Genomic DNA, 12857 nt, shown 5'->3' with positions numbered 1-12857 from the left:
TTCAAATGCGCCATTATACCAACCAGTGAAAAGGCGAACTGGAAATCATGTTTAAAAATGTTAGTAGAGTTATTGAGCTAAATTAAAGTAATAGGTTTAAAAAAAAATTACTTTAGCCCGCCCATACAAATGTACTTTAGTTCGAGAAAGTCATCTATTCCATAGTGCGAACCTTCTCTTCCTAATCCTGACTCTTTGATTCCACCAAATGGAGCTACTTCATTCGAAATGACGCCTTCATTAACGCCAACCATTCCGTATTCTAAGGCTTCAGATACGCGCCATATTCTATTAATATCATTCGTATAAAAATAAGAGGCTAGTCCAAACTCGGTATCATTCGACATATCTATCGCTTCTTTCTCAGTTGAAAATTTGAATACTGGCGCAAGAGGTCCAAAGGTTTCTTCTGTTGCAATTTTCATAGAGCTGTCTACATTACTAATGACCGTTGGCTCAAATGTAGTTCCACCATTTTTATGAGGCTTTCCACCTACAGCAACGAGTGCTCCTCGATCAACAGCATCTGACAAGTGATCTTTAACTTTTTCAAGTGCTTTTAGACTGATTAATGGCCCTTGATTAACACCCTCATCCATTCCATTTCCAACGTTTAGAGTTTTAACGGCCTCAGCAAGTTTAGTTACAAACTCATCATAAATTCCCTCTTGAACTAAAAAGCGATTAGTGCAAACACAGGTTTGCCCAGTATTACGAAACTTTGAAATCATTGCGCCTGAAACTGCAGAGTCGATGTCGGCATCATCAAAGACTATAAATGGAGCATTGCCTCCTAGCTCCATAGATACTTTTTTCATTGTGTCGGCGCAGTTGCGTGTTAGAATTTTTCCAACGGCAGTTGAGCCAGTAAATGAAAGTTTTCTTACAATTGGGCTGCTGGTTAATGCTTGTCCAATTTCACTTGAATTAGTTCCAACAACTACATTTATTATTCCTTTGGGTATTCCAGCTTGCTCAGCTAGTTCTGCAATTGCTAGTGCTGATAATGGAGTTTCTGCAGCGGGCTTAATAACAACTGGACAGCCTGCAGCAATTGCAGGAGCACATTTTCTTGTGATCATTGCGATCGGGAAATTCCATGGCGTGATTGAAGCTACAACGCCGATTGGCTGTTTAATTACAAGTATTCTTCTGTCATTTGCAGGCGTTGGAATTATGTCACCATAGGTCCTTTTTCCTTCTTCTGCAAACCATTCTATGAATGATGCACCATAACCAACCTCACCTCTAGCTTCTGCTAATGGCTTTCCTTGTTCTGCTGTCATTAATGTGGCTAAATCTTCTTGATTAGACATGATTAAATCAAACCATTTTTTTAAGATAATTGCTCTTTCTTTAGCAGTTCGGCTGCGCCAATCTGGCCATGCGGCATTTGCTGCATCGATGGCCTCATCGGTTTCTTTTTTACCCATGTCAGGCAAAGTACTAATTACTTCATTTGTATAAGCATTAGTCACATCAAAACGCGATTGAGCATCATCACCAACCCACTTTCCGTTGATGTAGCCGTGAGCTTTTAAAAGGCTAGTATTTTTGAGCATAATTAATCCTTGAATTTATATTGAACTTTAAAGGTGCTAATTATAATGTTCAATTGAGCTGAAATGTCCTTCACGTATGTTGCGTTTTTAGGATTTGTTGTTTCTGTCGTCTTCCAATTAATGAGGCAGTTATGACTCCTAGAGTAACAACTCCTACTAAGATTGTTGAAACTGCATTTATTTCAGGAGTGACTCCTAGCCTTACCATCGAATATATTTTCATTGGAAGGGTTGTAGAGCCTGGGCCAGAGGTAAAGCTCGCAATTACTAGATCGTCAAGTGACAGAGTGAAAGATAAAAGCCAGCCAGAGATAACTGCTGGGAGGATTATTGGAAGTGTTATTAGGGTAAACGTTCTAAATGGGGTGCACCCTAAGTCAAGCGCTGCCTCTGTAAGGCTGTCGTCATAGCTTGACATTCTTGACTGCACAACAACAGCAACATAGCACATTGAAAATGTTATATGAGCCAAAGTCACAGTAAAAATACCGCGATCAATTGCAAGCGCTACAAACATAAGTAAAGTTGATAGCCCAATGATTACTTCAGGCATAACCATTGGCGCATAGATCATCCCTGAAAAAAGAGTTCTGCCTTTAAAATTACCAAAACGAGTCATTACCAGGCCAGCAATAGTTCCTAAAATTGTTGCAATAGTTGAAGAAACAAAGGCAACCTTTATTGTTACCCAGGCGGCATCTTTTATACCCTGGTTTTGCAATAGCTCACCATACCACTTAGTTGAGAAACCGCCCCAAACTGTAACTAATCTTGATTCATTAAAGCTAAATAAAATTAATAATATTATTGGTATATATAAAAATGAAAATCCAACAATCAGTGAGAAAATATTGAAGCTACCAAATTTTTTCATGAGATTGCCTTCTCTTGAGATCTTTGGTAAAGCATTATTGGGACCACGAGAATTGCAAGTAAAAGGATTGCGACTGCTGAGGCCACTGGCCAGTCTCGGTTATAGAAAAACTCTGTCCAAAGAACCTTTCCAATCATTAGTGTTTCAGAGCCGCCAAGTAAATCTGGGATTACAAACTCACCCATAACTGGTATAAAAACCAAGAAGCAGCCAGCGATAATTCCAGATAGAGACAGTGGAACAGTTACTGTCCAGAAGGTTTTAAAGGGTCTGCAGCCAAGATCTGCTGCAGCTTCTAATAAACTCATATCCATTTTTTCAAGATTTGCATATAGAGGAAGAATCATAAAAGGCAGATAAGAGTAAACAATGCCAATATAGACTGCAAGATCAGTGTTCATTATCATGAGTGGCTTTTCAATAATTCCAATGGACATTAAAGCTAGGTTTAGTAAGCCCTCCGTCTTTAGTATTCCAATCCACGCATAAACTCTTATTAAGAAAGAAGTCCAAAAAGGAAGAATAACAAGCATTAGCAATATTCCCCTCCATCGGGTGGGAGCTCTTGCGACGCTGTAAGCTATTGAGTACCCTATTATTAGAGTTAGTATTGTTGAGATAAAGGCAATTTTTAAGCTTGAAAGATAGGCTTTAATATACAAAGAGTCACTAAAAAGAAATAAATAGTTATCAAAGCTTGCTTTAATTGAAGGTAGCCATGAATCTCCCCAAATTAGAAGTGAGGAGTATGGTGGCCTTGCATAAATTGTTTCTGCAAAACTTATTTTTAAAACATAAATAAAAGGTAGTAAAAAAAGCAAAAGCAGCCAAATATATGGAATTGCAATTACGGCATTTCTTCCATTAAAGATACTTTTAAAAAAGTTTGGATTTGTTCGCATAAGCTTCATGGGAAGCTAAGAAAGAAGGACCACAGCAGAGTGTGGAGCCCATTGAAGGTAAACTTCATCATCCCATGTTAAATGGTGCTCTTTAGTTCTTTCACGATTTGCACGTATTGCCTTTAAGATTCTTCCATTATCTAGTTTGACATGGTAAGTGGAAAAGCTTCCTCCATAGGCAATATCTTCAATCGTTCCTTTTAATATATTGTGATCATGAGATGGCGCTACTTTAGATATTTCAAGTTTTTCTGGTCTGATTGCGAACCACATTTCATCTTCAACTGAGGCGCCAACTTCTTGTGTTGCAAACACAATTGAATTTGAGTCTTCAGAAAACAACTGAGTGCCAACTTCATTTTGTCCTTTATAGATTCCTTTTAATATATTAACGTCACCTATAAAGTCAGCAACATCCTTGTTGATTGGTGCCTCATAGATTTCTGTAGGTGTTGCAACTTGAACTAAATTTCCAGAATCCATAACGCCGATTCGACTTGAAACAGTCATTGCCTCTTCCTGGTCGTGGGTAACAATAACAAAAGTGACCTCTAGTTTTTCCTGAATGTCCATTAGTTCAAACTGAGTTTGTTCTCTCAATCTTTTATCGAGTGCCCCTAAAGGTTCATCAAGGAGTAATAATTTTGGACGCTTGGCTAAGCTTCTTGCAAGAGCAACCCTTTGACTTTGACCTCCAGAGAGCTGATTAGGTTTGCGATTAGCAAAGTCAGTAAGCTCAACAAGCTCGAGCATTTCTTCTACTCTTTGATTAATCTCGTCAGTGGGGAGATTATCTTGCTTTAATCCAAAGGCAATATTTTTTTCAACAGTCATATGAGGAAAAAGCGCATAGGACTGGAACATCATGTTAATTGGCCTTAGGTGAGGAGGTATTTCAGATATATCTTCTCCATCCACAAGAATCTTGCCGTCAGTTATTTTTTCAAAGCCTGCAAGCATTCGAAGGAGCGTTGTTTTCCCGCAACCAGAAGGGCCCAGTAAGGAGAAAAATTCATTTTTGTAGATATCTAGAGTTAAATTATCGATTGCTGTAAATTCACCAAACCGCTTAGTGACATTTTGAATTTGGATATACGGCTTCTGACTTGAATCGAGCCAAGGGCTGACTTTAATATTTTCGGACATAGAATTATGCTAATTAAAAACCCTTCATGATGCATAGTATCATGAAGGAAATAGTAGTTTAAAGTTACTGACCTGTTGTGACTTTAGTCCAGGTACGTGTTACCACTCTTTGAGATTTAGAATCGTATGTTGGGCTAATGTATAAACCTTCCATAACCTCAGGTGTTGGATAAACTGCTGGATCATTTAGAAGGTCTTCCTCTAGGAGAGGTTGAGAGGCTAGATTACCATTCGCATACCAAACATAGTTTGTTGCTGTTGCAATTTGCTCAGGATCCATTATCCAGTTAATGTACTTATGTGCATTATCAGCATTAGGAGCGTCGTCTGGAATTGCCAATTGATCAAACCACATTAGAGCGCCTTCATCAGGAATCGAATAAACGATTTCTACGCCATTCTCCGCATCCCAGGCTGCATATTGAGCCATAAATATATCACCTGACCAGCCAACAACTAGACATATATCTCCATTTGCAAGAGCATCAATGTACTGAGATGAGTGAAATTTTTGAATATACGGACGAACCTTGGTCAAGACAGCTTCTGCTTTAGCTATAACATCCGAATCAGTACTTCTTGGATCTTCACCAAGATAAGCAAGTGCTGCAGGAATTATTTCAGTTGGCGCATTTAAAAGATGAACGCCGCAATCAGCGAATTTTGAAACGACATCTGGATCAAAGACCATAGCAAGAGAGGTTGTAGGAGCATTCTCCATCCTTTCACTAATTAAACCATCGTTGTAGCCAATACCTGTTGTTCCCCACATGTAGTTAACAGAGTAGTCATTGAGTGGACCAAATTGTGCTACCTGCTCTTCAATGTCGCTCCACATGTTTCCAATATTTGATAATTTTGATTTATCCAATTTTTGGAAGACACCCGCTTCAATTTGACGCGCTAAGAAACTACTAGAAGGAACGACAACGTCATATCCAGAGCTTCCTGCAAGAAGCTTTGCTTCGAGAACTTCATTAGAATCGAACACATCATAGACAACCTTAATGCCTGTTGCAGCTGTAAAGTCTGTATTAACCTGCTCATCAATATAATCAGACCAGTTTAGAACATTAACTACTTCTTCTGCAATTACAGCTTGAGCGGTAAATGTTAACGCTCCAGCAATAAGTAGATTATTTAATTTATTTTTCATTATTACTCTCCTTTTATTTTATTTTTATAAACTGGATTATATTAAAGTTTATTCTTTAATACACACCTTTTTTGAAATTACAATTTAATCATATATTAAAGATGCCTTAAATATGAGTTATATTCAAAGTCAGTAATCGTACTTTCAAATCTTTTTATTTCAGATTCTTTGACGCATTGATAAGATTTTTGAAACTTTTCACCAAAAAATTCTTTAACTACTGGGGATTCACTTGTTTTTTGAACGGCCTCTCTCCAGGTTATTCCTAATGCAGCTTCATGCTGCGCATGAGCATTTCCAATGGTTTCTTTATCAAGTGGATATTTATTTGTTATTCCTGACAAAACACTTGAAAGAATGGATGCGAATACTAAGTAGGGGTTCGAGTCTGCACTTGGAAGCCTAAACTCTAAACGCGTTGCTTTTGAGGATGCCTCCGGTAATCTTACTAGGGCGGTCCTATTTTCATTACCCCAGCTTAATGTTGTTGGAGCGTGATCTGCATTATGAACTAAACGTCGATATGAATTTGAGTGTGATGCATAAAAGGAAAGAAAATCAGGGGCATTCTTTAAAAGGCCCGCAATAGATTTAGCAAAGATACCTTGAGGCCGTTTATCTTTGTCGACTGTAAAAACATTGTTACCATTTTTATCAATAATGCTAAGGTGCGCGTGCATACCGTTGCCAGCTTGATCTGAAAAAGGTTTGGCCATAAAGGTGGCATTCATATTAAATTGTCGAGCGCAGTTTTTAATTAAGCGTTTCATTAAAAAGGCTTGATCAGCCATCAAGAGGGCGTCATCATGATGTAGTAAATTAATTTCAAATTGTCCAGGTGCACACTCCTTGATGGCAGTCTCAGCAGGAATCCCTAGAGAGTGAGCACTTTTTTCTACTAGGGCAAAGAAACTTTCAAAGTCATCCATCTCATTCAAGTTGAGAAGCTGAACATCTTCATATCTTCTGTTAGTGCCTGGAATGATTGGCATTTGTGGATGGCCATTTTTTTGCAATTGTTTATCAACAAGATAAAATTCCATTTCAGGTGCGATAACTGGCTTTAAATTAAGCTTTTGAAAACGCTCAAGAACTGAAGATAGGATTTGCCTTGGGTCTGCATAAATTGCCTCTCCATCACCATTTTCCATGCTAACAAGGCACTGGGCTGTCTTGCGAGTGCTCCATGGCGTGACTGCTAGTGAGCTTATAACGGGCCTACATATTGCATCACCGTCACCTGACATCACCAGTCCAGTTCCCTTAGGGTTATCACCCCAAACATCAAGTACATAGCTTGATATAGGCATTTTAAGGCCACCATCAAAAGCTTTAACTAGGGTTTTTGGTGCGGCATATTTGCCTCTTGGGATGCCATTAAAGTCAACATAGATAAACTCAATTTTTTCTAAATCTGGGTTATTCTTTAAAAATTCTTCAGCGATATTAGTCATGTATTTAAAAGTTTGCTATTTAATTATTTTTTGTTACTTTTGAACAATCATAAATTATTTTTTACTCATGATTCAAAAAAGTATTACACTATAACATTTAAAATTGTGTTGCAAGATAATTTCAATTTCTTGCGATTTTAAGTTGATAATTTAATTGAGGAATTCCCATGACTATAAGTACATCAGCTCTCCAACAAAAAAATGCCAAGCATTTAATTCAATCCTTTAGTGATTTAAGTTACATCAATAAGCCTGAGGAAACTCATATCATCAGCCGAGCAGATGGAGTTTATATCTATGACAATGATGGTAAGAAGATTTTAGATAGTATGTCTGGCCTATGGTGCGTTAATATGGGCTATGGTCAACAATCAATTATTAAGGCTGTGAATGAGCAAATGAAAGAACTTGTTTACTATAATAATTTCTTTGGGTCTAGTCATCCTTCTGCAATTAAGTTATCTGAAATGATTGCGGATAAAACTCCAGAAGGGATGAATAAAGTTTATTTTTGTGGTTCTGGATCTGAAGCAAATGATACTGTTGTGAGATTAACAAGACACTATTGGAATGCAAAAGGCAAGCCCTCTAAGTCTGTCATTATTAGTCGCAAAAATGCTTACCATGGCTCTACTATGGCAGGTGCCAGTTTAGGCGGAATGAGCGCCATGCATGCTCAAGGTGGCTTACCAATTGCTGATATTGAACATGTAGAACAACCCTACTATTATGATGCTTGTGTTGAGGCAGGTGGAAAAATTGATGAGGATGAATTTGGAATTAAGATGGCCCAAAGTCTTGCTAAAAAGATAGACGAGCTTGGTGAAGATCGCGTTGCTGCATTTATTGCGGAACCGATTCAGGGTGCAGGTGGAGTTATTATTCCTCCAAAAACTTATTGGCCAGAGATTAGTAGAATTTGTAAAGAGAGAAATATCCTTTTAGTTGCAGATGAAGTAATTTGTGGCTTTGGAAGGACTGGGGAATGGTTTGGTTCTGGACATTTTAACTTTAAGCCAGATTTAATGGCATTTGCAAAGGGAGTAACTTCGGGTTATCTGCCAGTTGGAGGTGTTATTGTCCATGATGATATTGTCGATGTATTAGCTTCAGCTAAGGAAGAGTTTAATCATGGATATACTTATTCAGGACATCCAGCCTGTATGGCAGCAGCTATAGCTAACCTTGAATTAATGGAGAGCACTAATATAATTCACCAAGTCAAAAATAATACCGCCCCATACTTGGGAAGTAAGTGGAAGGATTTAGAGAATCATTCCTTGGTGGGTGAAGCTAGACAACTTGGAATGCTTGCAGCAATAGAAATTGTTGAAGATAAAGAAAATTGCAAGCGATTTGATAATAGTGGAGAGATTGTTGGAAAATGTCGGGATTTTTGTTATGAGAATGGCATAGTAATGAGGGCAATTAAAAATAAGATGGTTATTTCTCCTCCTTTAATTTGTACTAATGAGCATATTGACGAGATAATTGAAAAGGTTTGGAAGTGTCTTGATTTGACTGCCAAATCAATTAAGTAAATACTATCTTTGCGTGCAATCTTATTACCTAGCATCTCGAAATATTGAGATTGATCAACCTAAGCTTACTGGCGACGTGCATGCTGACGTTTGCATAATTGGTGGAGGCTACACGGGTCTATCGACCGCTCTTTATTTGGCAAAAGAAGGAGTAAATGTTCTCCTGCTTGAATCCAACAAGCTGGCATCTGGAGCCTCTGGTGCTAATGGAGGCCAAGTGTCTGGTGGCATGAGAAGAGACCAGTTCTATCTAGAAAAAACGTTAGGAGTTGATTATGCTAAAGTTTTATGGGAGATTGGCGAGAAATCAAAATATCACGCTAAACATCTAATTGATCAATATCGAATTCAGTGTGATTATAAAAAAGGTATTGCCCACCCCAATCATAAGCAAAAATATTGCGAAGAGTCAAAACAATATGTAGATCATATGAATGAAAACTATGATTATCATGACATTGAGTATTTGGATGATAATGAAATGAGAGATGTGACTGGCTCAAATACATATTATGGGGGTAGTTATGATGAAGGCGAGGCTCACTGTCATCCACTTAATTATGCTCTTGGGATTGCAAAAGCTGCTATCTCTGCAGGTGCAAAGATCTTTGAAAATACTCCTGCATTAAGTTATAAAGTTAATGATGACCATGTTAAGGTAATCATTAAAGATGGCTCAATCAAAGCAGATCGAGTTGTTCTGGCTTGTAATGGTTACCTTGGTAATTTTGAAAAAAGCTTAACATCAAAAATACTGCCAATGAATAACTATATTGTTGCTACTAAGCCGCTTGACGATGAAACTGTTCAAAAGATAAACCCAAAAGACATTGCCTTTGCTGACTCAAGATTTGTAATCAACTATTTTAGAATGAGTGCTGATAAGCGCTTACTTTTTGGCGGTGGCGAGAATTATTCTCAAGAGCTTTCAAATAATATTATTCCCATAGTTACTAAGCCTTTAGAAAAGATTTATCCATTTTTAAAGGACGTAAAAATCGATTACGCTTGGGGAGGAAAGCTTGCGATAACAATGAATCGCCTACCATTCTTTACAACTCTCCATAATGAAAAAGTTATATCTGCTCAAGGCTATTCTGGCCAAGGTGTTGCTCTTGCTAGCTACTCTGGAAAATTAGTTTCTGAGAAAATTACTGGAAATGGGGAGACTTTTGATATTATGGCAAAGATTCCAAGACAAAGTTTTCCTGGTGGAAGGTTTTTGCGAAATCCAAGTATGAAACTCGGCATGCTATATTATTCGCTAATGGACCGATTATAATATGAAGCTAGTTTTTCAACATATAGGAAAAATTAATGAGTACTGATGACTTTGAAGAAATAAAGACTGATCAAGCTTTCACTAAAAAGACTCTCTATGGCAGAGACAATGAAATGACCTATGGCGGCGCTCTTAGTTTTTTAAGGCGCAAGTATACAAAGAATCTAAAGGGCGTTGATATTGCTGTAAGTGGGATTCCATTTGACGCTGCAACGAGCTTTCGACCTGGTGCAAGATTTGGCCCTAAAGCAATAAGAGAAGCCTCAGTTCAGCTTGCAGAATTATTAGCATTTCCAGATGGAATAGACCCCTTCAAAACATTAGCGGTAACGGATTATGGAGACTGCGAATTGGATTATGGTTTTCATGGAAATGTGGTTGCTCAAATCGAAGCCCATGCTAAAACTATATTAGACTCTGGGGCAGAGATGCTCACTTTTGGGGGTGATCATTTTGTAACCTATCCACTTTTAAGGGCACACGCTGCAAAGCATGGACCAATTGCGCTTGTTCATTTTGATGCACATACAGATTCTTGGCCCGATGAAGATGGAAGGCTTGACCATGGCACGATGTTTTCAAGAGCCATCAAAGAGAATTTAATTGATACCGAGCACTCCATACAAGTTGGAATAAGAACTCATAATAGCAATACCAAGGGGGTGACTATTCTTGATGCGCCGTGGGTTCATGAGAATGGCGTAAATAAAGTAATTAAAAAAATAATTGAAGTCGTTAAAGATCGCCCTGCATACCTTACGTTTGATATTGATGGTCTTGACCCAGCCTATGCACCTGGAACTGGAACACCAGTCTCGGGAGGTTTAACTTCTGCCCAGGCCTTAGGAATTATTAGGGGCTTAGATGGCTTAAATTTTATTGGCGCAGATGTTGTTGAAGTGGCTCCAGTTTATGATCATGCTGAGATTACAGCAATTATTGCAGCGACTATTGCGCATGATTATCTCGTCATTAGAGCAAAGCAAAAAATGAAAAAATTAAAAATTTAATTTCTTAAGAATATGATGAAAATTGGAATATTATTAGTTGGAAGGGCTTCAGAAGACTTGGTTGACGAATATGGTACTTATGCAGAAATGCTTATTGCGCTTATTAATTCTGAAGAGAAGGTGTTTGAGTTTAAAACATTTAATATTCTTGATTCAGTATTTCCAAAAGATCACCTTGAGTGTGATGGATGGATTGTTACCGGCTCTCCGCACGGCGTTTATGAGGAGCACTCTTGGATACCAGTAGTCAGTGATCTGATTAAAAATATCTATAAGGACAGCCTTCCAATCTTTGGAGTATGTTTTGGGCACCAGCTAATTGCCCAGGCGCTTGGAGGTCATGTTGAAAAGTCAATAAAAGGATGGGGTTTGGGGCTTCATACTTACCAAATTAACAATAAAACAGGTTACATGAGCAACTTGTTGGAAGAGGTGACCTTAAATATTTGTCATCAAGACCAAGTCCTTCAAGCACCAGTCGGCGCTACTGTTTATGCAAAATCTGATTTTTGTGAAAATGCTGGTTTTTATATCAAAGATAAAGTTCTTACAATGCAAGCGCATCCCGAATTTTTGGTTGATTTCACAAAGGACCTTCTAGCTGCTCGAAGAGATATAACAATCCCAAAAGAATTTGTAGACCCTGCTTTAATTAAGCTTAAAGCGAAGCCTGAAAGCGTTCAATCAGCGCAGTTTGCTGAGACTATAAGGCAGTTTTTTAAATTAAGTTAGTTTGTTATAAGCCTCAGTCGCTTTATCCGTAATATATTTTCCAATTGGTATAGCTGAAGTTGCTGCAGGAGATGGTGCATTACATACATGGATTGATCGCCTGCTCTCAGCAAATAAAAAGTCATGCACAAGTGTGCCATCATCCAAAACTGCTTGTGCTCTAATTCCTGCAGGGTATGGCTGGAGATCGTTAAGTTTTACTGAGGGGCTATATTTTTGCACCTCCTTTAAATAACCTCTCTTAAAGATTGAATTTTTCATTTCATATAAGCCCGATTTAAAGTTTCTCATAAGTACTTTATGAAACCCTTTGAATGATAATAACTGAAGGGTGTCCTTTAGGCTGAAATTAAACTGACTATAACCCTCACGCTTAAATCCAAGAACCGCATTTGGCCCAACTGTTATGCTTCCATCAATCATTTTGGTTAAGTGAACTCCTAGGAAGGGGAGAGTTGGATCAGGTATTGGGTAGATCAAATGCTTAACGAGATTGTTATGTTTTTCAGGAAGCTTGAAGTATTCTCCTCTAAATGGAACAATTTGAAAGTTAATTTTAATTTTAAGTAGTTTTGCTATTCGATCAGCCATTAGCCCAGCGCAGCAAACAAGATATCTTGAGCTGAATGTTTCATTCGAAGTTATTATTTGAATTTTATCTTCGTCTTCTTTAAGATTAATTATTTTAGTGTTAAGAAGAAACATGCCACCTAATGACTCAAATTGCTCTGACATTTTCTTTGTAATTAATTTATAGTTAACGATTCCAGTTGACTTGACTAAAAGCGCACCAATACCAGAGATGTTTGGTTCAATTTCATTTAATGTTTTTTCGTTTAAAATTTCAACTTCAATATCATTCGATTTGCACCGCTCATAAAGCTCTTTCATCCGCTTCAATTCTGTGTCATTAGTTGCTACTAATAGCTTACCACATTGCTGATATGGGATTTTATGAAGCAAGCAGAATTTGATTGTTTCTGTTAATCCTTCTCTGCAAAATTTTGCCTTTAAGCTGCCAGGTTCATAGTAAACACCAGCATGAATGACGCCACTATTGTGACCCGTTTGGTGTTGAGCGAAAGATTCCTCTTTTTCAACAAGCAGGATGCGTTTATCAGGGTGTTTTGTAATAAGCGAAAGTGCCGTCGATACGCCAACAATACCTCCTCCTAAAACTACATAGTCGAACATTAGA

At 37.9% G+C, this 12857-nt stretch carries 11 protein-coding genes; 4 read left to right on the top strand and 7 right to left on the bottom strand.

The genetic code is table 11. The features are described from left to right. Nucleotides 1–107 precede the first annotated feature (107 nt). The 6 genes from ABXT69_RS06480 to ABXT69_RS06455 all read right to left on the bottom strand — a co-directional run bounded on the left by ABXT69_RS06480 (nt 108) and on the right by ABXT69_RS06455 (nt 7094). Nucleotides 108–1562, bottom strand: coding sequence for an NAD-dependent succinate-semialdehyde dehydrogenase (locus tag ABXT69_RS06480; RefSeq protein ID WP_416677467.1), 1455 nt, complete (start codon nt 1560–1562; stop codon nt 108–110). A 70-nt stretch (nt 1563–1632) separates the two neighbouring features. Then, the gene (locus ABXT69_RS06475; protein WP_271541057.1) at nt 1633–2436 is read right to left on the bottom strand and encodes an ABC transporter permease; all 804 of its coding nucleotides are present in this window, start codon (nt 2434–2436) and stop codon (nt 1633–1635) included. After that, nucleotides 2433–3347, bottom strand: a complete 915-nt coding sequence (locus ABXT69_RS06470; protein ID WP_416677465.1) for an ABC transporter permease subunit — start codon at nt 3345–3347, stop codon at nt 2433–2435. Before ABXT69_RS06470 ends, ABXT69_RS06475 begins: the two co-directional genes overlap by 4 nt. A gap of 6 nt (nt 3348–3353) precedes the next feature. Further along, complete coding sequence (locus ABXT69_RS06465; RefSeq protein WP_416677463.1) at nt 3354–4484, bottom strand: ABC transporter ATP-binding protein; 1131 nt, start codon at nt 4482–4484, stop codon at nt 3354–3356. Nucleotides 4485–4548: 64 nt separating this feature from the next. Then, nucleotides 4549–5640: a polyamine ABC transporter substrate-binding protein gene (locus ABXT69_RS06460; RefSeq protein ID WP_271541051.1), complete on the bottom strand. Its 1092-nt coding sequence runs from the start codon at nt 5638–5640 to the stop codon at nt 4549–4551. Between the two features lie 95 nt (nt 5641–5735). Next, on the bottom strand, nt 5736–7094 hold the full coding sequence (locus ABXT69_RS06455; protein ID WP_416677461.1) for a glutamine synthetase family protein: 1359 nt from the start codon (nt 7092–7094) through the stop codon (nt 5736–5738). A gap of 167 nt (nt 7095–7261) precedes the next feature. Between ABXT69_RS06455 and ABXT69_RS06450 the strand changes: the two genes are divergently transcribed. Genes ABXT69_RS06450 through ABXT69_RS06435 form a run of 4 tightly spaced genes read left to right on the top strand, consistent with a single transcriptional unit; the run spans nt 7262 to nt 11659 of the window. After that, nucleotides 7262–8635 (top strand): aminotransferase, encoded by a 1374-nt coding sequence (locus ABXT69_RS06450; RefSeq protein ID WP_416677459.1) that lies wholly within the window; start codon nt 7262–7264, stop codon nt 8633–8635. A 13-nt stretch (nt 8636–8648) separates the two neighbouring features. Then, nucleotides 8649–9917, top strand: coding sequence for an NAD(P)/FAD-dependent oxidoreductase (locus ABXT69_RS06445; RefSeq protein ID WP_416677457.1), 1269 nt, complete (start codon nt 8649–8651; stop codon nt 9915–9917). Nucleotides 9918–9952: 35 nt separating this feature from the next. Then, nucleotides 9953–10927, top strand: coding sequence for an agmatinase (gene speB / locus ABXT69_RS06440; protein ID WP_416677456.1), 975 nt, complete (start codon nt 9953–9955; stop codon nt 10925–10927). 12 nt (nt 10928–10939) lie between these two features. Continuing rightward, entirely contained in the window at nt 10940–11659 is a 720-nt protein-coding gene (locus ABXT69_RS06435) for a glutamine amidotransferase-related protein (RefSeq protein WP_416677454.1), read from the top strand. Here ABXT69_RS06435 and lhgO read toward each other — a convergent pair. Beyond that, the gene (gene lhgO, locus ABXT69_RS06430) at nt 11651–12853 is read right to left on the bottom strand and encodes an L-2-hydroxyglutarate oxidase (RefSeq protein WP_416679572.1); all 1203 of its coding nucleotides are present in this window, start codon (nt 12851–12853) and stop codon (nt 11651–11653) included. The genes ABXT69_RS06435 and lhgO overlap by 9 nt on opposite strands. Nucleotides 12854–12857: the final 4 nt, after the last annotated feature.

Source organism: Candidatus Pseudothioglobus sp. Uisw_016 (genome assembly GCF_048087635.1).
Lineage (GTDB): Bacteria > Pseudomonadota > Gammaproteobacteria > PS1 > Pseudothioglobaceae > Pseudothioglobus.
Note: the sequence above shows the minus strand (reverse complement) of the source record. Positions and strands in the feature narration are given on the sequence as shown.

Excerpts from the sequence above, each read along its gene's own strand:
- ABXT69_RS06480 (WP_416677467.1), bottom strand. The coding sequence starts at position 1,562 with ATGCTCAAAAATACTAGCCTTTTAAAAGCTCACGGCTACATCAACGGA.
- ABXT69_RS06475 (WP_271541057.1), bottom strand. The coding sequence starts at position 2,436 with ATGAAAAAATTTGGTAGCTTCAATATTTTCTCACTGATTGTTGGATTT.
- ABXT69_RS06470 (WP_416677465.1), bottom strand. The coding sequence starts at position 3,347 with ATGAAGCTTATGCGAACAAATCCAAACTTTTTTAAAAGTATCTTTAAT.
- ABXT69_RS06465 (WP_416677463.1), bottom strand. The coding sequence starts at position 4,484 with ATGTCCGAAAATATTAAAGTCAGCCCTTGGCTCGATTCAAGTCAGAAG.
- ABXT69_RS06460 (WP_271541051.1), bottom strand. The coding sequence starts at position 5,640 with ATGAAAAATAAATTAAATAATCTACTTATTGCTGGAGCGTTAACATTT.
- ABXT69_RS06455 (WP_416677461.1), bottom strand. The coding sequence starts at position 7,094 with ATGACTAATATCGCTGAAGAATTTTTAAAGAATAACCCAGATTTAGAA.
- ABXT69_RS06450 (WP_416677459.1), top strand. The coding sequence starts at position 7,262 with ATGACTATAAGTACATCAGCTCTCCAACAAAAAAATGCCAAGCATTTA.
- speB (WP_416677456.1), top strand. The coding sequence starts at position 9,953 with ATGAGTACTGATGACTTTGAAGAAATAAAGACTGATCAAGCTTTCACT.
- ABXT69_RS06435 (WP_416677454.1), top strand. The coding sequence starts at position 10,940 with ATGATGAAAATTGGAATATTATTAGTTGGAAGGGCTTCAGAAGACTTG.
- lhgO (WP_416679572.1), bottom strand. The coding sequence starts at position 12,853 with ATGTTCGACTATGTAGTTTTAGGAGGAGGTATTGTTGGCGTATCGACG.